This window comes from Rhodococcus sp. 27YEA15 (assembly GCF_049739425.1).
Lineage (GTDB): Bacteria > Actinomycetota > Actinomycetes > Mycobacteriales > Mycobacteriaceae > Rhodococcus_F.
The window spans coordinates 4,536,810-4,562,299 of the sequence record NZ_JBMHHW010000001.1 but is presented as its reverse complement, the minus strand read 5'-3'; the positions used below and the strand labels follow the sequence as shown (position 1 = coordinate 4,562,299).

The 25,490-nt window shown below is 63.4% G+C and carries 29 protein-coding genes; 19 read left to right on the top strand and 10 right to left on the bottom strand.

What is annotated here, in order from left to right:
• Positions 1-49 precede the first annotated feature (49 nt).
• Together ABH922_RS21395 and ABH922_RS21390 are read right to left on the bottom strand one after the other, a co-directional pair.
• Positions 50-1,351 carry a class I SAM-dependent methyltransferase gene (locus ABH922_RS21395; protein WP_424808827.1) on the bottom strand — a complete coding sequence of 434 codons (1,302 nt, stop codon included), beginning with the start codon at positions 1,349-1,351 and terminating at the stop codon, positions 50-52.
• Positions 1,348-2,793, bottom strand: a complete 1,446-nt coding sequence (locus tag ABH922_RS21390; protein WP_424809752.1) for an FAD-binding oxidoreductase — start codon at positions 2,791-2,793, stop codon at positions 1,348-1,350. The genes ABH922_RS21395 and ABH922_RS21390 overlap by 4 nt, the downstream gene beginning before the upstream one ends.
• A 266-nt stretch (positions 2,794-3,059) precedes the next feature.
• On the opposite strand from ABH922_RS21390, the gene ABH922_RS21385 reads away from it, so the two are divergent.
• Complete coding sequence (locus ABH922_RS21385; RefSeq protein WP_424808826.1) at positions 3,060-3,494, top strand: SRPBCC family protein; 435 nt, start codon at positions 3,060-3,062, stop codon at positions 3,492-3,494.
• 131 nt (positions 3,495-3,625) lie between these two features.
• Here the strand turns inward: ABH922_RS21385 and ABH922_RS21380 are convergent, their stop codons facing one another.
• From ABH922_RS21380 to ABH922_RS21370, 3 genes are all read right to left on the bottom strand, one after another.
• Positions 3,626-5,146, bottom strand: a complete 1,521-nt coding sequence (locus ABH922_RS21380) for an alpha/beta hydrolase (protein ID WP_424808825.1) — start codon at positions 5,144-5,146, stop codon at positions 3,626-3,628.
• A complete protein-coding gene (locus ABH922_RS21375) occupies positions 5,146-5,442 on the bottom strand; it encodes a hypothetical protein (protein ID WP_424808824.1) in 297 nt (98 codons plus the stop codon). Before ABH922_RS21375 ends, ABH922_RS21380 begins: the two co-directional genes overlap by 1 nt.
• Before the next feature lie 83 nt (positions 5,443-5,525).
• Positions 5,526-6,008 carry an N-acetylmuramoyl-L-alanine amidase gene (locus ABH922_RS21370; RefSeq protein ID WP_424809751.1) on the bottom strand — a complete coding sequence of 161 codons (483 nt, stop codon included), beginning with the start codon at positions 6,006-6,008 and terminating at the stop codon, positions 5,526-5,528.
• Here ABH922_RS21370 and ABH922_RS21365 point away from each other — a divergent pair.
• Genes ABH922_RS21365 through ABH922_RS21345 form a run of 5 tightly spaced genes read left to right on the top strand, consistent with a single transcriptional unit; the run spans position 5,922 to position 9,058 of the window.
• Positions 5,922-6,284 (top strand): hypothetical protein, encoded by a 363-nt coding sequence (locus ABH922_RS21365; protein ID WP_424808823.1) that lies wholly within the window; start codon positions 5,922-5,924, stop codon positions 6,282-6,284. The two genes, ABH922_RS21370 and ABH922_RS21365, sit on opposite strands and share 87 nt — an antisense overlap.
• 13 nt (positions 6,285-6,297) lie before the next feature.
• Positions 6,298-6,636 carry a YbaB/EbfC family nucleoid-associated protein gene (locus tag ABH922_RS21360; RefSeq protein WP_424808822.1) on the top strand — a complete coding sequence of 113 codons (339 nt, stop codon included), beginning with the start codon at positions 6,298-6,300 and terminating at the stop codon, positions 6,634-6,636.
• Positions 6,637-6,648: 12 nt separating this feature from the next.
• Positions 6,649-7,269, top strand: a complete 621-nt coding sequence (gene recR, locus ABH922_RS21355; protein WP_424808821.1) for a recombination mediator RecR — start codon at positions 6,649-6,651, stop codon at positions 7,267-7,269.
• A complete protein-coding gene (locus tag ABH922_RS21350; RefSeq protein ID WP_424808820.1) occupies positions 7,269-7,829 on the top strand; it encodes a TetR/AcrR family transcriptional regulator in 561 nt (186 codons plus the stop codon). The genes recR and ABH922_RS21350 overlap by 1 nt, the downstream gene beginning before the upstream one ends.
• Before the next feature lie 56 nt (positions 7,830-7,885).
• Complete coding sequence (locus ABH922_RS21345; protein ID WP_424808819.1) at positions 7,886-9,058, top strand: low temperature requirement protein A; 1,173 nt, start codon at positions 7,886-7,888, stop codon at positions 9,056-9,058.
• A gap of 20 nt (positions 9,059-9,078) precedes the next feature.
• Here the strand turns inward: ABH922_RS21345 and ABH922_RS21340 are convergent, their stop codons facing one another.
• The 3 genes from ABH922_RS21340 to ABH922_RS21330 are packed head-to-tail and all read right to left on the bottom strand — an operon-like array spanning position 9,079 to position 12,005.
• Positions 9,079-9,792 carry a type 1 glutamine amidotransferase gene (locus ABH922_RS21340; protein ID WP_424808818.1) on the bottom strand — a complete coding sequence of 238 codons (714 nt, stop codon included), beginning with the start codon at positions 9,790-9,792 and terminating at the stop codon, positions 9,079-9,081.
• Entirely contained in the window at positions 9,785-11,038 is a 1,254-nt protein-coding gene (locus tag ABH922_RS21335; RefSeq protein WP_424808817.1) for a MurT ligase domain-containing protein, read from the bottom strand. The genes ABH922_RS21340 and ABH922_RS21335 overlap by 8 nt, the downstream gene beginning before the upstream one ends.
• A 25-nt stretch (positions 11,039-11,063) precedes the next feature.
• A complete protein-coding gene (locus ABH922_RS21330; protein WP_424808816.1) occupies positions 11,064-12,005 on the bottom strand; it encodes an EamA family transporter in 942 nt (313 codons plus the stop codon).
• A gap of 92 nt (positions 12,006-12,097) precedes the next feature.
• On the opposite strand from ABH922_RS21330, the gene ABH922_RS21325 reads away from it, so the two are divergent.
• Positions 12,098-12,991 carry a LysR family transcriptional regulator gene (locus tag ABH922_RS21325; RefSeq protein WP_424808815.1) on the top strand — a complete coding sequence of 298 codons (894 nt, stop codon included), beginning with the start codon at positions 12,098-12,100 and terminating at the stop codon, positions 12,989-12,991.
• A 61-nt stretch (positions 12,992-13,052) separates the two neighbouring features.
• Here the strand turns inward: ABH922_RS21325 and ABH922_RS21320 are convergent, their stop codons facing one another.
• A complete protein-coding gene (locus tag ABH922_RS21320; protein ID WP_424808814.1) occupies positions 13,053-13,430 on the bottom strand; it encodes an SHOCT domain-containing protein in 378 nt (125 codons plus the stop codon).
• Between the two features lie 203 nt (positions 13,431-13,633).
• On the bottom strand, positions 13,634-15,442 hold the full coding sequence (gene leuA / locus ABH922_RS21315) for a 2-isopropylmalate synthase (RefSeq protein WP_424808813.1): 1,809 nt from the start codon (positions 15,440-15,442) through the stop codon (positions 13,634-13,636).
• Between the two features lie 270 nt (positions 15,443-15,712).
• Between leuA and ABH922_RS21310 the strand changes: the two genes are divergently transcribed.
• The 12 genes from ABH922_RS21310 (at position 15,713) to ABH922_RS21255 (ending at position 25,470) form a co-directional block, all read left to right on the top strand.
• Positions 15,713-15,922, top strand: a complete 210-nt coding sequence (locus tag ABH922_RS21310; protein WP_424808812.1) for a hypothetical protein — start codon at positions 15,713-15,715, stop codon at positions 15,920-15,922.
• Complete coding sequence (locus ABH922_RS21305; protein WP_424808811.1) at positions 15,919-16,944, top strand: hypothetical protein; 1,026 nt, start codon at positions 15,919-15,921, stop codon at positions 16,942-16,944. Before ABH922_RS21310 ends, ABH922_RS21305 begins: the two co-directional genes overlap by 4 nt.
• Positions 16,945-16,994: 50 nt before the next feature.
• On the top strand, positions 16,995-18,260 hold the full coding sequence (locus ABH922_RS21300) for an aspartate kinase (RefSeq protein ID WP_424808810.1): 1,266 nt from the start codon (positions 16,995-16,997) through the stop codon (positions 18,258-18,260).
• 7 nt (positions 18,261-18,267) lie between these two features.
• Positions 18,268-19,302 carry an aspartate-semialdehyde dehydrogenase gene (locus ABH922_RS21295; protein WP_424808809.1) on the top strand — a complete coding sequence of 345 codons (1,035 nt, stop codon included), beginning with the start codon at positions 18,268-18,270 and terminating at the stop codon, positions 19,300-19,302.
• A gap of 105 nt (positions 19,303-19,407) precedes the next feature.
• Positions 19,408-19,689, top strand: a complete 282-nt coding sequence (locus tag ABH922_RS21290) for a type II toxin-antitoxin system YoeB family toxin (RefSeq protein WP_424808808.1) — start codon at positions 19,408-19,410, stop codon at positions 19,687-19,689.
• Between the two features lie 210 nt (positions 19,690-19,899).
• The gene (locus tag ABH922_RS21285) at positions 19,900-21,270 is read left to right on the top strand and encodes an MFS transporter (protein ID WP_424808807.1); all 1,371 of its coding nucleotides are present in this window, start codon (positions 19,900-19,902) and stop codon (positions 21,268-21,270) included.
• Positions 21,271-21,412: 142 nt separating this feature from the next.
• Positions 21,413-21,952, top strand: a complete 540-nt coding sequence (locus tag ABH922_RS21280; protein WP_424808806.1) for a VOC family protein — start codon at positions 21,413-21,415, stop codon at positions 21,950-21,952.
• 2 nt (positions 21,953-21,954) lie between these two features.
• Positions 21,955-22,716, top strand: coding sequence for an SDR family NAD(P)-dependent oxidoreductase (locus tag ABH922_RS21275; RefSeq protein WP_424808805.1), 762 nt, complete (start codon positions 21,955-21,957; stop codon positions 22,714-22,716).
• Positions 22,706-23,626: a 3-keto-5-aminohexanoate cleavage protein gene (locus ABH922_RS21270; protein ID WP_424808804.1), complete on the top strand. Its 921-nt coding sequence runs from the start codon at positions 22,706-22,708 to the stop codon at positions 23,624-23,626. The genes ABH922_RS21275 and ABH922_RS21270 overlap by 11 nt, the downstream gene beginning before the upstream one ends.
• Positions 23,613-24,041: a hypothetical protein gene (locus ABH922_RS21265; RefSeq protein WP_424808803.1), complete on the top strand. Its 429-nt coding sequence runs from the start codon at positions 23,613-23,615 to the stop codon at positions 24,039-24,041. Before ABH922_RS21270 ends, ABH922_RS21265 begins: the two co-directional genes overlap by 14 nt.
• A complete protein-coding gene (locus ABH922_RS21260; RefSeq protein ID WP_424808802.1) occupies positions 24,041-24,481 on the top strand; it encodes a hypothetical protein in 441 nt (146 codons plus the stop codon). Before ABH922_RS21265 ends, ABH922_RS21260 begins: the two co-directional genes overlap by 1 nt.
• Positions 24,478-25,470 carry a dihydroxyacetone kinase subunit DhaK gene (locus ABH922_RS21255; protein WP_424808801.1) on the top strand — a complete coding sequence of 331 codons (993 nt, stop codon included), beginning with the start codon at positions 24,478-24,480 and terminating at the stop codon, positions 25,468-25,470. The genes ABH922_RS21260 and ABH922_RS21255 overlap by 4 nt, the downstream gene beginning before the upstream one ends.
• The last annotated feature ends 20 nt before the right edge of the window (positions 25,471-25,490 follow it).

Sequence of the window (25,490 nt, the reverse complement as noted above, 5' to 3'; positions counted from 1 at the left end):
CTTTTCGGTAGTGGTAACCACCGAAAAGGCGCACGGAGGCGGATCGCCCCTAGCCCTTCCACCACGGGCGCAGCGGTACGTGCGCCTCACCCTTTGGTCCGAGTTTGACGGCCAGGACCTGGTGCAGCTGAACGACGTTGCGCTCGAAACCGAGACGTGAACCCGCCATGTAGAGGCCCCATACGCGGGCGGTGCCTTCGCCGACCTCGGCGACACAGGCCTCCCAGTTGTCGACGAGATTCTGGCACCAGGCGGCCAGCGTCAACGCGTAGTGTTCGCGCAGGTTCTCCTCGTGCCGCACTTCGAGTCCCACGTTCTGGATCTCGGAGATGATGCGGCCCGAACCGGTGAGCTCGCCGTCCGGGAAGACGTACCGGTCGATGAATCCGCCTGCCTTGGCGCCGCTGCGATTGTCGGGTCTGGTGATGCAGTGGTTGAGCAAGCGGCCACCTTCGCGCAGCTTGCTCTTGAGGAACTCGAAGTACGCCGGATAGTTTCCGACGCCGATGTGTTCGGTCAGCCCGATGGAGGACACGGCGTCGAAGCCTGTTTCCGTGACGTCGCGGTAGTCGGAGAAGCGGACCTGCGCGAGGTCGGCGAGGCCTTCCTTCTCGATGGCGTTCTGTGCCCAGTCTGCCTGTTCGCGGGACAGCGTCACGCCGATCACCTTGACGCCGCGGCGTGCGGCGTAGCGCACCATCGATCCCCAACCGCAGCCGATGTCGAGTAGTCGGTCGCCCTTCTGGAGTCCGAGCTTTTCGAATACGAGGCGATACTTGTTCTCCTGGGCTTCCTCGAGGGTCTGTTCCGCGTTTTCGTATGCAGCGCAGGTGTACGTCATGGATTCACCCAGAACGTGCTCGTAGAAGGCGTTGGATACGTCGTAGTGGTGGTGAATGACCTCGGCGTCGCGGGTCTTGGAGTGCCGCAGCCCTTCTGCCACTCGCCGCCATCGGGGAAGGTGTTCCTGCGGCGGTGGGGCGATCGGGCGCAGCAGATCCCAACCGAGTGAACGCGTGATACTCGCGAGGGTGAGCGCGGAGGGCCGCCGCAAGTGCAGTTCGTCGCCCATGATGCGAAGGATCTCGTACGGATCGCCGGGGTGGACGCCCTCGGCCTCGAGATCGCCGGAGACGTAGGCGCGGGCCATTCCGAGATCACCGGGAGCGGTTGCAAGATATGTGGTTCCGCGGGTGGATTTCAGGTGAAGTCCGTAGTCGGCGTCCTTCGGGCCGGCGCTGGAACCGTCGTACGCGGTGAAGCGGAGCGGCAGGTTTCCGTCGGACAGCGTCTCGAGAATCTCCGCGATGGAGAGCTTGTCCTGGTTTTTCGAGTCCTTGAACGTGGTCATTTACGTTGCACCGCCTTAGAAAATAGATCCAACAAACGGGAATTCGGGTCGTAGCGGCCCTTCAGTCCGACGTACCGGTCACCTCCGTAGTACAACTCTTCGAAGTCCGTCTTCGAATAGTAGGAATCCGAATAGAGTGACTTGTGTCCGTCGAAATCGCTGACCTTCTCCTCGATCAGTCGATTTGCTGCACCCTCGCGCTCGCCCGCCGTGATCGGCACCGAAGACCAGAATCCGATGTTGACGTAGGTACGTTTGGGCTCGAGGGGGTAGAGGGGCCACGGTCGCAGCGCCGAAGCTCCGGCCGGGCTTGGTTCACGAAGTCGCAATGGGCACAACCACAACGGCTCGATGGGTATTTCCTCGAGGAACCATTCGACGAAGTCGGCGGTGCGCTCGATGGGTACCTCGACGTCCTGGACGACACGTTCGCGCGGCGGTTTGCCCTTGCGCTTTTCGAGCCGATCGCCGATGTCGTACCTGTGGTCGAGTGCGATCAGCTTCCAGTAGAAACTGCTGCGCAGATACTGTTTGGGCCACCAGCGCCGAATTTTCGGGTTCTGAGCGCCGAAGGCGCGCGAGCACCAGAACCAGTCGGTGTCCCATCGCCACAGATAGTCCCGAATGGTCAGTCGATCGGTTTTCGGTTCCTCGCGCGACGAGTGCTGAATCGAGCGATAGAAGATGCTCTGGTCGGTGTAGTCGCTCACCGGGCCGTCGTCGTCGGTCTGCACTCCGAGGGTGAGATAGCTCTCGGTCTCGGTGAACACGACGCCGTCGAGATAGTCGACGGCGACGCCCTCGTATTCGCGTTCGACGACGATGCGATCCATCGTGTCCTGAAGGGCGCGTAGCGAATCGAATCGGACGTGACGCAACGCCACATACTTCTTCACCGGCTCCAGGGCTATCTTCAGACGCGTCGAATATCCGAGAGTTCCATACGAATTGGGAAATCCGAAGAAAAGTTCGGCATGCTCCCCGTCCGGGGTCGCGGTGATCACCTGACCGCTTCCGGTCAGGACATCGATTTCGAGAACGGACTCGTGGGGGAGACCGTTGCGGAACGAGGTGGATTCGATTCCGAGACCGGTCACCGCGCCACCGAGGGTGATGGTCTTGAGTTGTGGGACCACGAGCGGCGCGAGGCCGTAGGGGAGCGTCGCGTCGACGAGATCCTCGTAGGTACACATTCCTGCGACGTCGGCGGTTCTCGCCTGCGGATCGACAGCGATCACGCCGGCCAGGCCGCTGACGTCGAGCCCTGGCGCAGTGGACTTGGCACGCGCTCGGAACAGGTTGGATGTCTTCTTGGCGAGGCGTACAGGAGCGTCGACGGGGATGGCGCGGTAGGAGTCGAGCAGACGATTGACGCCGACTTCGTGCTGCTCGAACCCCGTTTCCCGCGCAGCATCGGAATCCGGGCTTTGCTGAGTCCGGATTCGGGCGAGCTTCTGAACTACCCCATTGAGTGAGAGAGTCACACCCTGACGCTATCGGTAGTTGTGTAGGCAAGCTATCCGGAGGGGGTCCAATGCCGGAATTGGACCCGAGTTGTTGCATAACGTGGGATCAAAGCGCGACGTCGAGGTGAACCAGCCCACATCGGCGGACTCGATTGTCGAGGCAACGGTACAGACGGGGCAGTATGGACACGAGTTTCTACCCAGGTTTTTCGGTATCGGTCGATCTAAGGAGACAGTAGGCAATGGGTCAGGTCAACGCAATGAGTTCTGTGGTCGTCACGGCAGCGCCGGACAAGGTGCTCGCGGCGCTGTCGGACTACGAAACGGTTCGCCCGCGGATCCTCTCCGAGCAGTACCTCGACTACAAGGTGCTCGAGGGCGGCCAGGGCGACGGCACCGTTGCGCAGTGGACGCTCAAGGCCACGGAGAAGCGTTCGCGCAACGTCAAGGCCACTGTGACGGTCGACGGCAATGTCATCACGGAAAAGGATGCCAACTCCACTTTGGTGACCACGTGGACCGTGGCGCCCAACGGAACCGGTACGACGGTGACCACGTTGACGCAGTGGAAGGGTGCTACCGGTATCGGTGGATTTTTCGAGCGGACCTTCGCGCCGAAGGGTTTGCAACGCATTCAGGCTCAGGTTCTGGGCAACCTCAAGCGTGAGCTCGGCTGATTCGACCGAACCGGCCCGTCTACCGAACCCCGATCCGCGGTTCGGTAGACGGGCATCTTCCCCGCTCGGTACGAGAACGGCGAGGGACCTGACTCTGTCACCGGCTGCCTCGGCCACGATCGAGCCGAACACTATCTCGGCGGACTACCTGTGATGATGCGCCCGAGTTCGGTGAGCGCAGTGTTGCCTGGTTCCCAGTAGTCGCTGTGAACGTCTGTTCCCGGGCGCCCGGGCGCACTCGCGAACACCTGAGCGCCGAACGCGGGGTCGGCCGGATCGAAGCCGTGTATGCCGAGTATCTGTGGGACCAGCCGGATCGGATCCCAGAATGCCGTCGTCGCGTGCACCCGTCGTGGCAGGTCGGCAGCGCTGACGCCGTCCAGATGCAGGTCGGTCACGCGATGAGCGTCGACGCCGGGGCTTGCCACGAATACCAGATCGTCCACGGCAAGTGAGTTCTCGCCGGTCGATGCGGCACCGATGACCGTGCTGCCGTACGAGTGGCCGATGAGTACGTTGTGGGATACGGGGCCCTCGTGCGAGGCGCGCAACCCGTCGTGAAAGGCATCGAGTGGGTCGACTGCGGACTCTGCGTAGCTGTCGCGTCCGGCTTCGGGAATTGTCTTGGGAGATTCGTATCCGGACCACAGGATCACCGCTGTCGCTTCGGTCGGGGCGATTGTCCCGGCCGTGTCGAACATGACCCGCGTGCGCTGGAGGTCTGTTCCGACACTGCTGATTCCGGACCCTGTTCCGGGAACGAGAGTGGCCACGTTGTCTGCGGAATCCGGATCGCCGACGGCAATGACCACATGGCTCGGCGTGATCGACAAGAGGAAGGTGTCGGGTCGAAGTTCGTCCCGCACGGCGCCGGCTGCTGCGGCGGCTGTCGGATCGGCGCCGGCTTCGAGCGTGATCAGATATCGGCGGTTGTAGTAGTCGCGATCGGCGGCGGGTATTCCGTCTCGGCGGCCGATGGCCGGATCCCAGGCGGCCAACGCTTCCTTGTCGCCGGGAGAGAGCGAGCGCCATAACCTGTTCAATTCACCGGGATCGTCGGGCAGGAAAGCGTTTCCGTCGAGCACGTCCACCACGTAACGGTTTGTCGGTGCGGCTCGATCGTCGAGCAGGCTGCACACGTCCTGCAGTGCTCGCCGTAAGGCCTCGGCCGCGCGTTGGTCAGTCTCGTCGACGGACGCCAGAGCGTCGGCGATCCTGCGCCTAAATTCGGGTGCGCAATCCTGGAATCGGTTGTGCGGCAGTAGCGCGGCGAGAGTCGTGGGGTCGTCAGGCTCCGGCGTGATCACCTCGCCTGTGTCGGTGACCGTCAGGCCGTGACCGCGAACGGCGTCGTCGACCAGATCCAGCACGGTTCGGCGGGCATCGGCGAGTTCGTGGGCAGTGCTCGAATACACGGCGGACACGGTTCGAATCGCAACGGATAGTCGTTGGGCCGCGACAGTCACCGTAGACCAATGCATCGCGGCCGCCGCGGCGGCATGTCCGAGCCAGAAGGTGTTGACGTCGTTCAGGTTTCGCCGCGCTTGCCTCACAATCTCCTCGGCATCACGGTCGACGGCGATCAGTGTGGTACCGACATCTCGCAGTTCGTCCGGTGACCACCGTCGCAGTTGGGAGATTCCGGGGCGCATCAGTGGATTCTTCGCAGTGCGCCCGTGAACGAGCGTTCCGCGGCTTCGAAGATCCGCGCTGCGGATTCCGTTCCAGTCGCCATCTGGTCGACCAGGGCGGCCAGGTGGCGATAGGCCTCGCGCAGCGACCACGAAACATTCTGCGATATTGCTGCAACAGAGGATGATTCGAGACTTTCGGCGGCGCCCGTGGCCGGTTGGGTGAGGTCGAATTCGTGGATCGTGTCAGCAGCGTGGGCCATGTCGATGGCAAGTTGCCGAAGTGCGTCTACGTCTACCTGGAGTATCGGAGCCATGATCGGACCGTATTCGCGGGACACCCGGTGCGGTGGGCCGAATTTTCTCCTGGGGACAGGGTGGGTCTGTCCACAGAGTCGGCTCAGTCGGCAGGCAGAAACGTCTCGATGCCGACGGAGATGGCCATTGCGTAATCGCGCCGGCCGTCGAGGCTGCTCATGCGGGCGGCGTCGTCGGCATGGCGCAGGTTACCGAGTTCGATCAGAATCGACGGACGCTCGGCCAGGGCAACGGACGGTCCGGCCTGCACCGGATTGAGCGCAGGCGCCGAGTAGCAAATGTGGAAGCCGCGTTCGTGTGCAGCGGCACCGTCGGCGTGGATGCCGACCACCAGATCGGCTCCGGAGTTGTTGGCTGCAATTGCGCGCGCGTCGACGCAGGTCCCGATGCTCACCTCGTCCGGGCGGCTCAGAACGACGGTGGCCCCTCGCTGTTCGAGGCTCTGCTTCACCAGTGCCGATACGTCCCAGTTGACGGTGTGCTCGGGGTATCCGGCATCAGTGCTGGTTCCGGTGGTCTGGCAGTTCTTCGTGCCGCCGCGTCCGGTGGGTACCCGAGTGTCGATCGTCGCGTCGTTTGCACCGCTGTGGCCGGGGTCGAGAAAAGCGATTTTCCCGTCAGCCGGTCGGGGGAGATGACGGCCACAGGGTTGGGCGTTTCAGGGGTTGTCGTCGCCGGAATGTCGGATCCGGTGGCGATGGTGCAGGCCGCGCAGAGGGCCACGGCTGCCAGTCCGGCCACCGGCGGAAGCAACGTTCGTCCGCGTCGGCGTTTTCGACGGGATTCGGCGCATCTGCTCACGGTAATGCTCACCGACTACGCTGGTGGGACAACACTGTGAGAAAGGACCCCTCGTGCAACCAGGTGGAGTGCCGGACATGTCTGCGCTGTTGGCTCAGGCCCAGCAGATGCAGCAGCAACTGATGGCAGCACAGCAGGAAATGGCACAGGCAGAGGTGACCGGCCAAGCCGGTGGCGGCCTGGTGACGGCCACGGTCAAGGGCACCGGTGAGGTGGTCGGCTTGCAGATCGATCCCAAGGTCGTCGATCCCGAGGACGTGGAGACCCTGCAGGATTTGGTCATCGGTGCGATCGAAGACGCATCCCGCAAGGCACAGGAAGTGGCTGCCGAGAAACTCGGCCCGTTGGCCGGCGGGCTCGGCGGAGGCCTTCCCGGTCTCCCCGGTTTCTAGAAACGAGTTCGCGTGTACGAAGGTCCGGTCCAGGATCTGATCGACGAACTCGGCAAACTGCCGGGAGTCGGGCCGAAGAGTGCTCAACGTATCGCTTTTCACCTCCTCTCCGTCGAGCCTCCCGAGATCGACCGTTTGAACAACGCGTTGCAGCGCATTCGCGACGGGGTTCAGTTCTGCACGGTATGTGGCACGGTCTCCGATCAGGAGAAGTGCCGCATCTGTGCAGATCCACGACGTGACCGCACTGTCATCTGCGTCGTCGAAGAGCCCAAGGACGTCCAGGCGGTCGAGCGCACCCGCGAGTTCAAGGGCCGCTATCACGTTCTCGGTGGCGCACTCAACCCGCTGTCCGGGATCGGTCCGGACCAGCTGCGAATTCGAGAGCTGTTGGCGCGCATCGCCAATCAGGAGGACGGCGTGGACGTCTCGGAAGTGATCATCGCTACGGACCCCAACACGGAAGGCGAGGCCACGGCGACATACCTGGTGCGGATGATGCGCGACATCCCCGGGCTGACCGTTTCCCGGTTGGCGTCGGGGCTGCCGATGGGTGGTGACCTGGAGTTCGCCGACGAGCTGACTCTCGGACGGGCGTTGTCCGGACGTCGTGAGCTGTCCAGGAACGCCTGATGGTGGGCTCTGGGTCCGCCCGTCGAACGTCGGAACAGACACGCGCACAGATCGTCGAATCGGCGGGCAAGGCCTTCGCGACTCGGCCGTACCGTGAGATCACGCTCAAGGACATCGCCGAGGATGCGGGTGTCAGTGCGCCGTTGATCATCAAGTACTTCGGCTCGAAGGAACAGTTGTACGACGAACTCGTCGACTTCAGAGCTGCCGCGCGCACGTTGCTCGACGCCGCCGACGACGCGCTCGGTGAGCGAATGGTGTCGCTGCTCGCCAAACCCCTCGAATCGTACAAACCGTTGTCGATGAGTCTGCTCTTCATGAGTGGAGTCAGCGAGGAGAGCAACCGAAAGCTGCGTGAGAACTACTCGACGCAGGTCATCGATGCGCTCGCGGCGCGTCTGTCCGGTCCTGACGCGCGGTTGCGGGCCGAGTTGGCGATGTCGATGGTGGTGGGTCTTGCCATCATGCGGCGCCGGATGATGGCCGGTCACGCGACCGGAAGCGAAGCCGACGTGGTCATGAGGTACGCGCCGCTGGTGCAGGAACTGCTCGACGGCTGATTTTTCACCTGTTCACCGGAAATGCGCGCCGGCAATCGTCGCGCTACTGTGCGTTGATGACTAGGATCGGGTCGTTCATACGGCCGCTGGTGCCCCGCGATCGTCACGAGCCGCACCGAGTTGCGACCCCGTTGGAGTTGTTGACGGACCTGTGCTTCGTGGTGGCCGTCGGCCAGGCTGCCGCGGGCCTGCACCATGCGGTGAGCGGGGGGCACGCGGCCTCAGGTGTCGGATATTTCGTGATGGCGTTCTTTGCGATCTGGTGGACCTGGCTCAACTTCACCTGGTTCAACTCGGCCTACGACAACGACGACGGCATCACCCGGTTGCTCACGCTGGTCCAGATCATCGGAGTGTTGGTGATGGCGGCGGGCATCGAGCGGTTCTTCGAGGGCGACCTGCTGTTGGGCATCCTCGGCTACGTGATCATGCGTATTGCGTTGGTGATTCAGTGGATTCGGGTAGCGCGAAACGACGCGGAGCGGGCGCGGACTGCTCGCAGCTATGCACTGGGCATCGTCGTGGTCCAACTTGGTTGGATCGGTTTCTATTTTCTCGTTCCGACGGCAGTCGCCATCCCGGTCTTCGTGATTTTGGCGTTGTTCGAATTTTCGGTGCCGGTAGTCTCCGAGCGATCCGGGATGACCCCATGGCATCCGCATCACGTGGCCGAACGGTACTCGCTGTTCTTCATCATCGTGCTCGGCGAGACCATTCTGGCCGCCACTCTGGCCATTCATGATTCGGTGCAGTCGGAGCACCCCGCAGGCAGTGTCTATTTCGTGGTGATCGGCGGTGTCCTGATCGTCTTCAGCTTGTGGTGGCTCTACTTTCAGCGCAGCGCCGGGGATGCACTCGAAGCCGGCGAGAACAATTCCGTATTCGTCTGGGGCTTCGGGCACTACTTCATCTTCGCGGCGGCAGCGGCGGTCGGGGCAGGCCTGTCCGTTCGCGTCGACTTCTGGTCACACGAGGGTGATCAGAGTGCGCTTGTCACCGGAGCCGCGGTGACGGTGCCGGTGGCGGTGCTCCTTGCAGCGATGTGGCTGATTCACATCCGACCGCACGACGCGTCGGCACGGACTCTGGTTCCGTTCTCGATCACCGTCGCCGTGGTGTTGGCCGCGACATTCACGCCGGTGCCGGAACTGATCGCGGGGTTGGCCTGTACCGCATTGTTGGGTGTGGAGCTCTACCTCACGGAAGGAAGGAAGTCCGTCGATCGGTGACGGCCGCGGCCACCGAGATGTCAGCGGACGGCGAGGCGTTCCTTGCGGAGCTTGTCCACCTCGGGCAGGTGCAGTGGCTCGAGTTCGTCCACACCGAGCGCCCGTGTCAGAAGCAGATCGGCCAGTTCGGGGTTACGCGCGAGCGCCGGTCCGTGCATGTACGTCCCGAACACCGAACCTTGTGCGACGCCTTCGAGCCCGTCGCCGACGCCGTTGCCGACGCCGTGAGTGACGCGGGCAAATCCGGTCGCCGCATTACCCAGAGTTGTTCCGCCGCGATGGTTCTCGAACCCGGACAGAGGTGCGCTCAATCCGGGGACGAGGGGAGTGCTGATCACCTCGCCGATGGAGCGCTTCTCCTGAGGTGAGGTGGTGACGTCGAGCATGCCGACGCCGTCCACTCGTTCGCCGCTCGAGGTTTCGTACCAGTTGCCGAGCACCTGGATCGCGGCGCAGATCGCCAGCACCGGTGCGCCGCGCTCGGCGGCACGCTGCAAGCCCGGGTATTTGGCCAGATGGCGGGTGGCGAGGCGTTGGGCGGAGTCCTCGGCGCCGCCGAGGGTGTAGACGTCGAGCGAATCGGGCACCGGGTCGTCGAGGGTGATCTCGACGATTTCGGCGTCGTGGCCGCGCATGCGTAGTCGTTGACGCAGGATGAGGGCGTTGCCGTTGTCGCCGTAGGTGCCCATGACGTCGGGGAGTACCAGACCGATACGCACTGTCGAGTCAGACATTGCGGGTCTCCTTGGCGATGGCGGTGTTCAGGTCGCGGAATGCGGTGTAGTTGGCGAGCACTTCGACGCGGCCGGGTGGGCAGGACGCTATGGCGCGCAAAGGGTCCGGGTCGAGTGTGTGCTCCACTCCGGCGTAGGTGAGTCGTACTGCCAGATCGGTGCCGCGTTCGCCGGCGGCGATCACCTTCACGCCTTCGAAGTGTTCGAATTTCACGTCCCACAGCCAGGAGAGGTCCTCGCCGTCCGGCACCTGCCCGTTGACGGCGATGACGAGGCCGTCGACGGTGGGGTCGATCATGGACAGGGCTTCCTGCCAACCGGCCGGGTTCTTGGCGAGCAGCATGTGCACGGAGTGCGGTCCGACTTCGACGGTGCTGTAGCGCCCGGCCACTTCTTGAACGGTGGATGCAGCTGCGACGGCTCCGGCGGCATCGGCGCCCAGGGCCACGGCTGCGGCTACGGCCTGGGCTGCGTTGCCGCGGTTCGCTTTTCCGGGCAGTGTCAGGGTCATCGGCAGCACCAGCCCGTCGGGGCCGTACAGATTGTCGTCGTCGAGCCACCACGCCGGCTCCGGCCTGGCGAAGTCGGATCCGGTGCTACGCCAGTGGGTTCCCTCGCGAACGATGGGCTCGCCGGTGCGCGGGCAGCTGACGGAGTCGCCTGCCCAACCGCCGCCTGCGGCCACCCACACCACGTGGGGGGCGTCGTAGGCCACCGAGGTGACCAGCACGTCGTCACAGTTGGCGATGATGATCGCTTCCGGGTGCGCGGCGACGCCGGCTCGTAATTTGCGTTCGATCATGTTGATCTCGCCGACCCGGTCGAGTTGGTCGCGGCTGAGGTTGAGAAGAACGATCACTTCGGGATCGACGAAGTCCGCGACATGCGGGACGTGCAGTTCGTCGACTTCGAGCGCGGCGAGTGTCGCGTCCGGATGCAGCGACAGTGCGGCGACGATCCCGGCGTCCATGTTGGCGCCGTCGGCCTGGGTCGCGACGTCACCGAGAGTGGCCAGCGCTGCTGCCGTCATCCGAGTGGTCGTGGATTTACCGTTGGTTCCGGTGACGACGACGGTGCGCTTACCGCGGCCGAGTTGCGTCATGAGCGTCGGGTCGATCTTGAGAGCGATCAGCCCACCGATCATCGAACCTTTGCCGCGACCGGCTTTCTGCGACGCCCAGGATGCCGCTGCTGCGGCGCGCATGGCGAGCTTTCCGCGCACGGTGATCGTTAGTCCAGTTCCCACGGCCCGAGTTTGGCACAGCCCGTGCTCAGACGCCGAGTCGCGCCGGTAACGGGGCCGCCGATGTGCTCGAGGAAACAGTTTCGGTGGGGGTCCGACGCCGTTGCGCAGCGCCTGCTCCGGCAATGACGATCACTGCGCCGACCAGTTCGAGTGGTGAGGGGTTTTCGTGCAGTAGCAGCCAGGATGCGCCGATCCCCACGACGGGAACCAACAGGGTCAGTGGTGCCACCGTTCCGGCCGGGTAGCGGCCCATCAAATAGGTCCACAGGCCGGAACCGACGACGGTGCCGAGCAGGACGACGTAGAGCAGGCCCATCAACGATGTCCAACCGTCGGAGCTGAATGCGGTGCCGAGGGCGTGCCAACCCGTGGTGGGTCCTTCGACGGCGGCAGACAGGGCGAGCATGGGCAGTGGCGGAACGACGCATACCCACAGCATCAGACGCATCGGGGTGGGATCGCCGACGGTGTTCGATCCGGCCAATCGGCTGCCGAGGTTGCCCAACGCCCAGGCCAATCCGCCGAGGAGGGTGAGCAAGACGGGCAGGAGGGCTGCATGGTGGGAGCGATCCCAGCCGATCAGCGCCATTCCGGCCACGGCGACGGTGATCCCACAGATCTGCCAGATGCCGAGGCGCTCGCGCAGCAGGAAAGCGCCGAGTATCACCGTGAACGGTGCCGATGATTGCAGCACCAGGGAGGCGAGCCCGGTCGGCATGCCGATATGCATGGCCCAGAACAGGAATGCGAATTGGCCGATGCCGAAACCGGCTCCGTAGAGAAGTAGCCATCGAGGGGGTACTCGGGGGCGGGGCACGAAGATGACGACCGGGATCGCGATGACGAGGAATCGGAGTGCGGCGAAGAAAAATGGCGGAAAATGATCGAGGCCGGCGCGAATCGCCAGAAAGTTCAGCCCCCACACGATGATCACGGTCAGTCCGAGCAGTCGGTCGCGGGGAGTCATGCTGTCAATCGTGAGTAAAACAAAGCATCAGCACAAGCGAATATAATTTGATTGACAATGTAGTTTTTCTGTATGAAATCGAGCGTGCATTGATGGATGCCACCAGGCTTCGGGTATTGCGGGAGCTGGCAGATCGCGAAACCGTTGCAGCGACGGCTGTCGCACTGTCCATGACGCCGTCCGCGGTATCACAGCAACTGAAGATCCTGGGAAGGGAAGCCGGTGTTGCGCTGCTCGAGCCGGACGGCAGACGGTTACGGCTCACCGATGCCGGAAGGGCGCTCGTACTACGAGCCGACGAGGTGGTGGCGGCACTCGAGCGAGCCGACGCCGAGATGGCGTCGTATCGCGGCTCGCCTCGCGGCAGGGTTCGGGTGGCACTCTTTCCGTCCGGCGCGGCGATGCTGTTACCCCGGGTGCTCACCGCGCTGCGTGATTCCGGGGTGACGATCGACGCCCGCGATGTCGACGAGCCGGCGTCGGCGGTGCCGGGTCTGTTGGCCGATCACGACGTGATCTTGACACACCGTGACGAACGCGCCGCCGAGACGTCCTTCCCGCGGGTTGCCGTCGAAGCTTTGATGCGTGAGCCGATCGACATGGTTTTACCGTTGGATCATCTTTTGGCTCAGCGGGATTCGGTGCGGTTGGAGGATTTGGCGGCCGAGAGCTGGATCAGTGTGCACGGGGGATTCCCGGTCGACGACGTCTTGTTGTCGATCACCGCGGTCACGGGAGTGCAGCCCCGTGTCGTTCAGCGGATCAACGATTTCCGGGTTATCGAGGAGTTGGTGGCGGCCGGGCACGGGGTTGCCTTGATGCCTCGCCATGCGATCAGGCATCGAGATGTGTCGAGAAAGCCGTTGGCGGGTGTTCGGGCGGCTCGCATATACGAATTGGCTACCCGCGTTCACGCTGATCGTAGTCCGGCAATAGCGAAGGTGCTCGAGACTTTTCGTCAGGTTGCGAGAATGTCGGTGAAATAGAAGAAGGGTGGAGTGACGTCGCGGCGTCACTTCACCCTTCTTCTCGTTCCGTAACTGCGGATCAGGCCAGTGCCTTGGCCTTCAACGCATCGAATTCTGCCTGATTGATCGTGCCGGCGTCGAGTAGCGCCTTTGCGTCGGCAATGGATTCGGCGGGAGACTTTCCGGCAACCTCACGGATGTAGCTCTCCTGTGCATTTCTCACCTGCTGCGCTGCCTGCAGGGAGCGCTGGGACATTCCGTCGCTCTTCACGATCAGGTAGACGAGCGAGGTGATCAGCGGAATGAAGAACAGGAAGACGATCCAGATCGCCTTCGCCCAACCGGACGTCTTGTGATCGCGGAAGAGGTCCGTGATGATCGAAAACAAAAGAATCAGATACGCGATGAACGCGAAGCTGATGATGATCAGCCAGAGGAAATCCCAGAACGAATCCATGTGTAGAGCTCCATTTCGCAGTGAAAGAACTATCTGAGCTGAACTATCTCACGCGAAGCCGATGTCTGCATCTACCTGTTTGGGTGAATTGTGGCATTAGGACGCGGAATGGTCGATCGGTCTTCCGTCGTCCACCCGGCCGAATAGAAGTGGCTGCCGACCCGTAACGGGTCGGCGGCCACTTCTATTCGATATCGATCACGTCAGCTTGCGCGGTTGACTGCCGAGACCACTGCGCGCAGCGACGCCGTGGTGATCGACGTGGCGATGCCTACGCCCCACACGACGGTGCTCTGTCCGTCCGGTCGCGTCACGGCACACTCCACGTATGCGGCGGCCTGGGCGTCGTCACCCGCGGACATCGCATGCTCCGAATAATCGAGAACCCGCACGTCGAGATCTATGCTCGCCAGCGCGTCGACGAATGCAGCGAGGGGGCCGTTGCCGGTGCCGGAGATCTCCTGCTCCTTGCCGTTCACCTTCACCACGGCCGTGATGGAATCGGTGCCACCGTCCTCCTCGGACGCGGTGACCTTCTGCTTGATGCGTTCGAGCGGCCGGACGGGGGCGAGGTACTCCTCGTGGAAGACGTCCCACATTTCCTTCGGTGATACTTCGCCGCCCTCACCGTCGGTGATCTTTTGTACGGCCTGCGAGAACTCGACCTGCAGACGGCGAGGCAGCACCAGGCCGTGGTCGGCCTTCATGATGTACGCGACGCCGCCCTTGCCGGACTGCGAGTTCACCCGGATGACGGCTTCGTAGCTGCGGCCGACGTCCTTGGGATCGATGGGCAGGTACGGAACCTGCCAGAGGATGTCGTCCACGTCGGAGTTCTGGCTGTCCGCGTCGACCTTCATCGCGTCCAGCCCCTTGTTGATGGCGTCCTGATGGCTACCGGAGAATGCGGTGTAGACCAGATCGCCGCCGTAGGGGTGACGTTCGTGGACGGGCAGCTGGTTGCAGTACTCGACGGTGCGACGGATCTCGTCGATGTTGGAGAAGTCGATCTGCGGGTCGACACCACGCGTGAACATGTTCAAGCCCAGAGTGACCAGGCAGACGTTGCCGGTGCGCTCACCGTTGCCGAACAGGCACCCTTCGATACGGTCCGCGCCGGCCTGGTAGCCCAGTTCGGCTGCGGCGACGCCGGTACCGCGGTCGTTGTGCGGGTGCAGCGACAAGATGACCGAATCGCGGCGGGCCAGGTTGCGATGCATCCACTCGATGGAGTCGGCATACACGTTGGGTGTGGCCATCTCGACGGTGGCGGGCAGGTTCAAGATCACGCGGTTGTCGGGAGTTGCACCCAGCACCTCGGTGACGGCGTCGCACACGTCCTTGGCGTACTCGAGTTCGGTGCCGGTGTAGGACTCGGGGGAGTACTCCCAGCGCCAGTTGGTGTCCGGGTACTTCTTCGACTCGGCGAGAACCAGTTCGGCTGCGTCGGTCGCGATTTTCTTGATGGCGTCCTTGTCGGCGCGGAACACGACGCGGCGCTGCAGGATCGAGGTGGAGTTGTAGAAGTGCACGATCGCGTTCTCGGCACCCTCGCACGCCTCGAACGTGCGCTTGATCAGTTCGGGACGCGACTGCGTCAGCACCTGGATGGTGACGTCGGACGGGATCGCGCCGTCTTCGATGATCTCGCGAACGAAGTCGAAGTCCGTCTGGCTCGCGGACGGGAAGCCGACCTCGATCTCCTTGTATCCCATACGGACCAGCAGGTCGAACATGCGACGCTTACGTGCCGGGCTCATCGGGTCGATCAGTGCCTGGTTGCCGTCGCGCAGATCCACGGCGCACCACTGGGGGGCGCGGTCGATGACCTTGTCCGGCCAGGTGCGGTCGGGCAGCGTCACCGTCTCGACCTCTTCGGCGAACGGGCGGTAGCGGAACGTCGGCATCGACGAGTTCTTCTGCGTGTTCCACGCAGGCTGGTCGGAAGGTGCGGGCTTGCTGGGCGGGGTGATGGTGCGAGTGCCGGTGGTGAATGCGTCAGCGGGGGGCATGGTGGTGATCTCCAGGATTGTGGACCTGGTCGAACGACCTGTCGGTCGGGACCGTGAGTCCGGAAGGCGTGGTCGACCGGCGCACACAAAACCCCGCGACGGGAGGCCAGTCTGGATCAGACCCCGTCGCGGCAACCAAGAAGGAGTGCGCGCTGCATTCTCGACACTCTACCCCCGGAATCGGAGAAAACCCGGCCGGGTGCCCCTATCCGCACGATTTGCCGTTTTTTTAGCTGTTGTTTCATCGGAGAAAATGGTCGACTGTCCGGTATGGATCCTCACATTGCGGTGGCGAGTGCGTACCTCGACGCGCTTCGTGCTCATGCCGACAGTTCGGTCGCCTGCGCGCCGGGCGCGGGTCGTCACGAATTCGGCGCGCGGGCCGGCTTTCCTGGAAATCACTTGCGTCGCAGCCTTTCTCGTGATCTCGAGGATCGCGTCGCGGTCAAGATCCGCCCTGCCCGTCACGCGGCAGCGTGAGGACGTCGGTCCGCTGGACCTTCAGTGCACTCTTCCTGCTTCTCACAGCCCTCGGGAGTGCGGTCGCCGCAGTGGCCCTGTTCGTGCACATCCAGGTCAACGACACCGATGCCTATGTCGCGACGGTGGCTCCGTTGGCGTCGGACCCGGCGGTGCAGTCCGCGGTCGCCGACCGACTCACCGAGGCGGTGACCGAACGGCTCGATCTCGACCACTTGATCACCGATGCGTTGGGCACCGTCGCAAACCTCCCTGGTGTATCGGACAGGATCACCGGCCTGGCTCCGGTACTGACTCGACAGACCGAAGGCTACGTCCGTGAGGTCGCGCTGGCCGTCGTTTCCGATGATCGGTTCGCGTCCGTCTGGACGGCGATCAACCGCGAGGCGCACTCCAGGTTCGCCGACTCCGTCACCGGCCGTGCCACCGACGGGATAGTTCGGGTAGACGACACAGGGTCGGTCACCGTCTCGCTCGGACCGGTCATGACCGAACTGCGGTCACTTCTGCGTGATCGCGGATTCACACCGGCCGATCGCCTCCCGGCGCTCGATCCGCAGTTCGAGATCCTGCAATCCGACGAGTTGGCGAAAGCCCAGGATCTGTCCAACGCCCTGGACCGAGTGGCGACCTGGCTGCCGTTGGTCACCGTTGTCTTCGCAGTGGCCGCGCTCCTCCTCGCGCCGAACCGACTACGTGCGGTGTCACTCCTCGGCCTCGTAACCGCGCTGACCAGCATTGCGGCCCTGACGGCACTGGCCGTTGTGCGGCGTGTCCACCTGCAGAACCTCGACATCCCGACGCCCGAGGCGGCAGCGGCGGTCTTCGGCACGCTGACAGCCCCGCTGGTTGCGAGCATTCGGGTGCTGCTCGCCTGCGGAGTCGGGGTCGCGGTGATCGGTTATCTGGCGGGAGGATCGCGTTCGGCCACGAGGATGCGAAACGCAGTCACGCAACGGATCGGGCGCGGATCCGACGACGACAGCAGTACGCAACGGGAAGTCCCAGCACCGCCTCGGTAAGCTTGCCCTGAAAAAGTCTGTAACCAATTTCGACCTGGAGGTAGAAACGCGTGGCTCTCGTCGTCCAGAAGTACGGCGGATCCTCGGTGGCAACCGCCGAGCGCATCCGACGAGTGGCTGAGCGGATCGTCGAAACCAAGAAGGCAGGCAACGACGTCGTCGTCGTGGTGTCCGCGATGGGCGATACCACCGACGAGCTGCTCGACCTGGCTCAGCAGGTGTGCCCGTCCCCGCCGGCCCGTGAAATGGACATGCTGCTGACCTCCGGTGAGCGTATCTCCAACTCCCTGGTCGCCATGGCGATTCATTCCCTCGGTGCGGAGGCCCGCTCGTTCTCGGGCTCGCAAGCCGGCGTCATCACCACCGGCAGCCACGGTAATGCCAAGATCATCGACGTCACGCCGGGTCGGGTCCGTACCGCGCTCGACGAAGGTTCGATCGTTCTCGTCGCCGGGTTCCAAGGTGTGAGTCAGGACAGCAAGGACATCACGACGCTCGGCCGCGGGGGCTCCGACACCACTGCGGTGGCATTGGCTGCGGCGCTCAATGCCGATGTCTGCGAGATCTACACCGACGTCGACGGCGTTTTCTCCGCCGACCCGCGCATCGTGCCCGACGCTCACCGGCTCGAGACGGTGTCGTTCGAGGAGATGCTCGAACTCGCAGCATGCGGTGCCAAGGTGCTCATGCTCCGCTGCGTCGAATACGCCCGTCGCTACAACGTGCCAGTGCACGTCCGTTCGTCATACACCACCAAGCCCGGAACAATCGTGTCCGGATCGATGGAGGACATTCCTGTGGAAGAGGCCCTGATCACCGGAGTCGCGCACGATCGCGGCGAAGCGAAGATCACCGTTGTCGGACTGCCGGACACCCCGGGACACGCTGCCAAGGTGTTCCGCGCGGTCTCCGATGCCGAGATCAACATCGACATGGTGCTGCAGAACATTTCCAAGGTGGAGACCAACAAGACGGACATCACCTTCACGCTGCCGACGGCCGACGGCCCGCGAGCGGTGGAGATTCTGACCAAGCGTCAGGAAGACATCGGCTTCACGCAGATCCTGTTCGACGACCACATCGGCAAGGTGTCACTCGTCGGTGCAGGGATGCGGAGCCATCCGGGTGTCACGGCCACGTTCTGCGAAGCGCTCGCGAAGGCCGACATCAACATCGATCTCATCTCCACCTCCGAGATCCGTATCTCGGTACTGGTCAAGGACACCGAACTGGACGACGCCGTACGCGTCATCCATGCAGCCTTCGGACTCGGCGGCGAAGAAGAAGCGGTAGTACACGCGGGAACAGGACGGTAGTTTTCAGATGACCACGATCGCTGTAGTCGGTGCCACCGGCCAGGTAGGCATCGTCATGCGCACACTGCTCGAGGAACGGAACTTCCCGGCGGACAAGGTGCGGTTCTTCGCATCGGCTCGCTCGGCAGGCAAGAAGCTGCCGTTCCGCGGTGAAGAAATCGTCGTCGAAGACGCCTCTGCCACGTCCGACGAAGATCTGAAGGGCATCGACATCGCCCTCTTCTCAGCCGGCGCGACGCTCTCGCGCGCCCAGGCCCCGCGATTCGCCGCGGCCGGCGCGACGGTCGTCGACAACTCCTCCGCGTGGCGCAAGGATCCCGAGGTTCCCCTCGTGGTCAGCGAAGTCAACCCGCAGGACACGCAAAACCTGGTCAAGGGCATCATCGCGAACCCCAACTGCACCACCATGGCGGCTATGCCGGTCCTGAAGGCTTTGCACGACGAGGCCGGTCTGCAACGCCTCATAGTTTCCAGCTATCAGGCCGTCTCCGGTAGCGGCATCGCCGGTGTGGAGGAACTCCTCGGTCAGGTGCGTGCTGTCGTCGGTGACGCCGAGAAGCTGGTCCACGACGGCAGTGCCGTCGATTTCCCGGCACCGAACAACTACGTCGCGCCCATCGCGTTCAACGTGCTGCCGCTGGCAGGTTCGTTGGTCGACGACGGTAGCGGCGAGACCGACGAGGATCAGAAGCTCCGCAACGAGAGCCGCAAGATCCTCGGGCTCCCCGATCTTCTGGTCTCGGGCACCTGTGTCCGTGTTCCGGTGATCACCGGGCACTCGCTGGCCATCAACGCCGAGTTCGCCAATCCGCTCTCGGTCGAGCGGGCGAAGGAACTTCTCGCCGGCGCGCCGGGTGTGGAGCTGGTGGACGTGCCGACGCCGCTTGCCGCTGCAGGCAAGGACGCGTCGCTGGTCGGTCGTATCCGTCAGGATCCGGGTGTTCCCGAGGGGCGTGGGCTCGCGCTCTTCGTGTCCGGCGACAATCTGCGTAAGGGCGCTGCGCTCAACACAATTCAGATCGCCGAGCTGCTGGTCGGCTGACAGGTTTCCTCAGGGAGCCGGCTCTTTGTCGACGGAGGCCTCGCGCTACGGTGCGGGGCCTCCGTCGTGTGTCGGGCGCACGGTACGAGTCGGTGGTACCTCGTTATGTACCAAGGTCTGTCCAAACGTGCCAACGCACGTCATCTGTTCGACAGTGTGGCGGCGGTGCGGGGGTCGTACCGGCGGTCTGCCGACCGTCATCGGCAGGTGCAGAGACAAACTGATCGCCGCCGCCGGCGTGATCCAGTGGAAACCGCACTTTCCGGTGCATCTTCGCGTCGAATCGATCATGAGCACGGTCTCGTTCGCGCCATCGACGGAGACTACCTCGTGATAGTTCAGACACGGCGCCATGACCAGTGCATCTCGCCTTCCTCTACAAGTTGACGTCGGACATCACCGACCCGTGCCGTGTGGATCCCCCGGACCGGTTGCCGCCCGACAGGTTTCGAGGAGCAGGTGCTGCGATCGCCAGGGCGGGCGAGCAACCCCGAGTGCCGATCATCGGGAATCGTGTATGTGAACTTCGATCTGTGACACGCATCGTCTCCGTGTCGGCCATCACAACGATGTGTTCGAATGACAACGAGGTGAATCATGCGTTTCGATAGAACCCCCACGGAGCTGTTGCCGCTCCCGGCTCGGACGGTCCGGAAGGTCATGTTCCGGTTCATGCCGATCATCGGTCTGGCGTACATCATTCTCTATCTCGACCGACTCAACATCGGCGTCGCAGCGTTGACGATGAACAAGGAACTCGGGATCTCGGCGTCGATGTTCGGTTTTGCCGCCGGAATCTACTTCTGGAGCTACACGATCTGCGAGCCGCCGAGCAACTACATCCTCACGCGGGTGGGCGCGCGACGGTGGATCACTCGCATCATGATCACCTGGGGCCTGGTGACGATCGGGACGGCGTTCGTGCAAGATGCGACCAGTCTTGTGGCTGCGCGTTTTCTGCTCGGTATCGCCGAGGCCGGATTCTCGCCGGGCATGTTGTTCTTCGTCTCGAAGTGGTTCCCGAATCGTGATCGAGGCAAGGCGATGGCGTGGATCGTGACGTTCATCTGTATCTCCGGTCTCGGTACACCTCTCACGACTTATCTGCTGCACCTGGACGGTCTTTTCGGTCTTTCCGGTTGGCGGTGGGTATTCATCCTCACCGGCGTTCCGGCCGTCGTGATGGCGTTCGTCATCTTCAAGGTGCTTCGTGACAAGCCGTCCGAAGCCGAATTCCTCACCGAAGAGGAACGTGGATGGTTGAGCGACACTCTCGAGGCGGAAGCGAAGGAGCAAGAGGCGGTGGCAGGTAAGCACAGCTTCTTCCAGGGCCTGATTCATCCGCGAGTTCTCGTCCTGATCGCCGTCTTCATCTGCTTTACATTCAGTCTCAACGGTTTCCAGATCTGGATGCCGCAGATCTACGCTCAGTTCGGTTTGAGTACCACGCAGATCGGGTGGGTTGCCGCGCTACCGGCACTACTGGCCATCGGCCCCATGATCTGGTGGACGCGGCACTCGGATCGTGCCGGCGAGCGACCGGTGCACTTCGCCATCGCCGCCGTGGTCGCGGCGCTCGGCTTCGGTATCGCGGCACTGTTCTTCACCACTCCTGCCGTCGCGATCGTCGGATTCTGCATCGCCGGAATCGGTCTCTACAGTTCGATGAGCATCTTCATCACCATGCCGTCGAGCTTCCTCACCGGTGTCGCCCTGGCTGCAGGATTCGGTGTCATCAACGGAATGGGCAACCTGGGCGGTTATTTCGGCCCGCAGGTGACCGGCTGGATCAAGGACGCCACGGGTAGTTTCACACCTGCCATCGGCGTTTACTCCGGAGTCCTGGCGATGGCTGCGCTGATCGTGTTGGCGCTCAAGGTGGTCACCAGAAATGCCGATCGTGCGAATGCTCAACTGACTCGGGACTATCGCGCTGAGCGCGAAGGGTCGCTGGTCGAACCGGACTAGACCGGCGCGAACCGTCGGCGATGAAAGTCCCGATGAACGGGATCTTTACATTCTTTTCGATCGGTCGACCAGGGCATCATCACCTTATTCGAACCGCAGGTCGACCGTACTCGGCGACTGCCTACTTTCTGACGAGGATTGCGTGAGCAGATATCTAGGACCTTTACGCCAATTGGGCTACGTCGTCACAGACATCGAATCGGCACTCGAGTACTGGATCGGCCTCGGCGTCGGACCGTTCTACTTCGTCGAGGACCAGCCGTTGAACAACTTCGTCTTTCGTGGCCGATCCAGTGCGCCACGCTTCAGCGTGGCTCTCGCGCAGAGCGGAGACGTCCAGATCGAATTGATCCAGCAGCACAACGACGAGCCGTCCGCGTTCAAGGAATTCACCGACCTCGGTCGCGTTGGATTGCAGCACGTCGCCTACTGGACAACGGATTTCGACCGATTACTGGAAGAGTCGGCAGAGCGTGGTCTGACGCAAGTGCAGAGCGGCCGCTCCGGCAGCGGCGCACCGGACGAGCGGTTCGTGTACTTCGAGGAGGGCCCGCACCCCGGCACCGTTCTCGAACTCTCGGAGATCAGCGGGCGCAAGGGTGATCTCTTCCGGGCTGTCGCGGCGGCGTCGACCGGATGGGACGGGTCGGATCCCGTCCGCGACATGCGGAAGGTGTTGTAGCCATGAGTAAGAAGGTTGCCGTGGTGACGGGAGGTGCTTCCGGAATCGGATTGGCGGCGGTCACGAGTTTCCTCGAGAGCGGCTGGAACGTCGTCTCGGCTGATCTGGTGCACTCGTCCACAGAACCGGCAGTACCGGTTGAGGGGCGCACGGTGGAGGTTCGGACGGACGTCACCGACGAGGGGGACGTCCGCCGACTCCGGGAGATCGCCGAGTCGACCTTCGGCCGCGTCGACGCGGTGGTGACATCCGCCGGAACCGCGGACAACGCGCCAGTACGGCAGACGACCCCCGAACGTTTCAGGCGGACACTCGAATTGAATCTGGTGTCCACGTTCGCAGTGGTGCGGGAGTTCGTGGACCTGCTGGCGGCAGGCGGCGGGTCAGTGGTGACCATCGCGTCGGTGTCGGGGCTGCGAGGCAGTGTCGACCGGGCGTCGTATTCGGCGTCGAAGGGTGGAGTGATCGCGTTGACCACTCAACTGGCCTTCGAGTTGGCGAGCGAAGGCATCAGGGTGAACTGCGTTGCCCCGGGTTCCACCCTCACACCCCTGGCGCAGCGAGCGCAGAGCCCACGCATGCGCGAAGCGATTCTGGAGTCGATCCCGCTGCACCGTTATGCGGACCCGGCCGAGATCGCCGAGGTCGTGAGGTTCCTGGCGAGCCCAGGAGCCGGATTCGTCACCGGACAGACCTGGACGGTCGACGGTGGGCAGTCGACGAGTGCCGGATGGAAACCAGCAAAGGACGGTCATGACAACTGAAGTGATCTCACCGCATCGCGGTAAACCCGTGGTGATCGGTATCCACGTCAACGAGAACACGATGCGTGAACCCAATCCCCACATCCCGTGGACACCTGACGAAATCGCAGAGACCGCGCGCGCCGGTCAGGACGCGGGAGCGTCGCTGATGCACGTTCACGGCCGCACTGCGGACGGTGGTGCAGATCACTCGGCGTCGACGTACGGGGCGATTGCGCAACGGGTGCGCGCGGTGTCGGATCTGCTGTTGGCGCCGTCGCTCGCGAACCTGCCGGGCAGTACCGTCACGGAGCGGTTGTCGAATCTCGCTCCACATCAATCCGATCCGGAACGTCGCTCGGACTTTCTGGTGATCGACATGGGCTGCGCCGCTATGGATCTGTTGGACCCGGCGACCGGCCGATATGCCACCGAGACGAAGGTATTCGTCAACGACACCCGAACTCAGATCGAATTACTTTCCCGGGCAGAAGAACTGGGGATGAAGCCGTACCTCACGTCATTCAATGTCAGTTGGACCCGCGCCATAGTCGCGCACGCCGCCGCGCGGGAACTGCCGTTGCCGTTGGTAGTCGCATTCATCCTCGGCGGCGCGGAATTTCCCGCCGCGCATCCGGCGAGTGCCGCCGGGTTGCGGGCGCAACTGGACCTGCTTCCGGCCGACCTGGCGATCGAATGGATCGTCTCCGCCTATCGAGGCAATGTCCTCGAGGCTGCCGAAGAGGCCGTCAAGCGCGGCGGTCACGTCGCCATCGGTGCGGGCGACTATCACTACGCCGAACTCGGCTATCCGTCCACACCCGAACTGGTGTCCGAAGTAGCGGCCATCGCACGCCGGTACGGGCGCGAACCCGCGACGCCGGAGCAGGCTCGCCGAATCCTGGGAGTTGACGTTCATGCGCATAGTTGACACGGAAGCAAGTGCGCCCGAGTTGGTGCACGCCGCGAACGGATTGCGGGTCTGGGTGATGGATTCGATTGCCTTCGCCTCCGCCGCACAGGCCGGTGACGTGATCGTGACGGGCTCGCACGGCGGTACGAGCGCGGGGGAGTACGCCGCCGGATTCGGAGTGCGGGTGGTCGTCTGCAACGACGCCGGTATCGGAAAGAACAAGGCGGGAGTTGCCGGATTGGCGGCAATCGACGCACAGTCGATTGCGGGAATTGCCGTCGGACACGACAGTTCGCGTATCGGCGACGGCGCCGACGTATGGGAGAGCGGCATCGTCACTTACGTCAACAAGACTGCCGGTATTGCCGGAGTGAGGGTGGGAGAGCCTGTGTCGCAAGAGATTATGACACTGATCGAGAGAGGGCTCCACTGATGTTCAGGGGCATTGTCGGCGTGGAGAACGGCAGAGAGATCGTTGTCATGGACAGCATGTCGCAGATCGAACTCGGCGATCGCGACCGGATAGTAGTCGCCGCCTCCAACGGCGGACAGGAATCGGGCCGGATGGCGATCGCCACCGGGTGTGCCTTGGCTGTGATGAACGACGCGGGCGTCGGAAAGGACGACGCCGGGATCATCGGAATCGTCCACATGGGTGAGGCCGGCCTTGCCGGGGTGGCAGTCAGTCACGACTCCGCCGAGATCAGCAACGGAATGGACATGTGGCACCACGGAATAATCTCGTACGTCAACGGCCCGGCGGCCGCCGCCGGAATTCGGGTGGGTGACGACGTTCACTCGAGTGTCGTCGGATTCGCCGGGCGCACCCCACCTGCCCCGAGTATCGCCGCCGAATCGGAGAGATCGTCATGAGTCATGTGGTCAACGAGCCAGAGAACGCCGTCCGGGATGCCCTGGAAGGGTTGCAAATACTGCATCCGGCGATCATCGACTACCGACGCGATCCCCTGTTCGTAACTCGGTCAACCGGTGGTCGGGGCAAGGTGGTGCTGATCTCCGGTGGTGGGGCTGGGCACGAACCACTGCACACCGAGTTCGTCGGCACCGGGATGCTCGACGCGGCAGTTCCAGGCGCCGTCTTCGCCAGCCCGACGGCTTTTCAGATCCGCGCCGCGATAGAAGCAGTCGAAAGCGGCCACGGCGCACTACTGATCGTCAAGAACTACACCGGCGACAGACTCAACTTCTCCATCGCCGCCGAACTGGCGGGCAAGGATCGAGAAGTGGAGATCGTGCTGGTCGACGACGATCTCGCGACGGCGAGTACCGACGAGGGTGGTCCGGGACGACGTGGAACTGCGGCCGTCCTGGCAGTGGAGAAGATCTGCGGCGCCGCCGCGGAGCGCGGACAGACGCTGGCCGAGATCGCAGACCTCGGCCGGCGAGTGGTGGCCGCTGCCGCGACATTGAGCGTCGCCTTCCGCTCCTGTACCCCGCCCGGTCAGAGTCGGCCCTCCTTCGAATTGGAACCGGGTCAGATGGAATTCGGTGTGGGCATTCACGGTGAGCGCGGCCGGGAGACCCGCCCGGCGGTGCCGGCGGCCGAGTTGGTCGAGATGCTCAGCGCCCCGATTCTCGAGGCGATCGGAGTCTCGGACGGCGGCGGTGTCATCGCGATCGTCAACGGGCTGGGCTCGGCTCACGGAATCGAGTTGGCGATCGCCACAGCAGAATTGAGCACGTATCTCGCGGCTGCGAACATCTCCCTCGACCGGGTGATCGCCGGATCGTTCGTCACCGCACTGGACATGCACGGACTCTCCATCACTCTCGTCCGATCGACCGACGAGTTCCTGGATCTGTGGGACGCACCAGTCCACACCGCTGCACTGTCCTGGTAACCCCCACAGCACAATCGAAA

Coding starts and splice junctions, on each gene's coding strand:
- ABH922_RS21325 (WP_424808815.1), top strand. CDS start 12,098: ATGGATGCCACCAGGCTTCGGGTATTGCGGGAGCTGGCAGATCGCGAA.
- ABH922_RS21395 (WP_424808827.1), bottom strand. CDS start 1,351: ATGACCACGTTCAAGGACTCGAAAAACCAGGACAAGCTCTCCATCGCG.
- ABH922_RS21345 (WP_424808819.1), top strand. CDS start 7,886: ATGACTAGGATCGGGTCGTTCATACGGCCGCTGGTGCCCCGCGATCGT.
- ABH922_RS21350 (WP_424808820.1), top strand. CDS start 7,269: ATGGTGGGCTCTGGGTCCGCCCGTCGAACGTCGGAACAGACACGCGCA.
- ABH922_RS21255 (WP_424808801.1), top strand. CDS start 24,478: ATGAGTCATGTGGTCAACGAGCCAGAGAACGCCGTCCGGGATGCCCTG.
- ABH922_RS21260 (WP_424808802.1), top strand. CDS start 24,041: ATGTTCAGGGGCATTGTCGGCGTGGAGAACGGCAGAGAGATCGTTGTC.
- ABH922_RS21290 (WP_424808808.1), top strand. CDS start 19,408: ATGTACCAAGGTCTGTCCAAACGTGCCAACGCACGTCATCTGTTCGAC.
- ABH922_RS21295 (WP_424808809.1), top strand. CDS start 18,268: ATGACCACGATCGCTGTAGTCGGTGCCACCGGCCAGGTAGGCATCGTC.
- ABH922_RS21320 (WP_424808814.1), bottom strand. CDS start 13,430: ATGGATTCGTTCTGGGATTTCCTCTGGCTGATCATCATCAGCTTCGCG.
- ABH922_RS21340 (WP_424808818.1), bottom strand. CDS start 9,792: ATGTCTGACTCGACAGTGCGTATCGGTCTGGTACTCCCCGACGTCATG.
- ABH922_RS21380 (WP_424808825.1), bottom strand. CDS start 5,146: ATGCGCCCCGGAATCTCCCAACTGCGACGGTGGTCACCGGACGAACTG.
- ABH922_RS21275 (WP_424808805.1), top strand. CDS start 21,955: ATGAGTAAGAAGGTTGCCGTGGTGACGGGAGGTGCTTCCGGAATCGGA.
- ABH922_RS21270 (WP_424808804.1), top strand. CDS start 22,706: ATGACAACTGAAGTGATCTCACCGCATCGCGGTAAACCCGTGGTGATC.
- ABH922_RS21330 (WP_424808816.1), bottom strand. CDS start 12,005: ATGACTCCCCGCGACCGACTGCTCGGACTGACCGTGATCATCGTGTGG.
- ABH922_RS21385 (WP_424808826.1), top strand. CDS start 3,060: ATGGGTCAGGTCAACGCAATGAGTTCTGTGGTCGTCACGGCAGCGCCG.
- ABH922_RS21375 (WP_424808824.1), bottom strand. CDS start 5,442: ATGGCTCCGATACTCCAGGTAGACGTAGACGCACTTCGGCAACTTGCC.
- ABH922_RS21285 (WP_424808807.1), top strand. CDS start 19,900: ATGCGTTTCGATAGAACCCCCACGGAGCTGTTGCCGCTCCCGGCTCGG.
- ABH922_RS21265 (WP_424808803.1), top strand. CDS start 23,613: ATGCGCATAGTTGACACGGAAGCAAGTGCGCCCGAGTTGGTGCACGCC.
- leuA (WP_424808813.1), bottom strand. CDS start 15,442: ATGCCCCCCGCTGACGCATTCACCACCGGCACTCGCACCATCACCCCG.
- ABH922_RS21310 (WP_424808812.1), top strand. CDS start 15,713: ATGGATCCTCACATTGCGGTGGCGAGTGCGTACCTCGACGCGCTTCGT.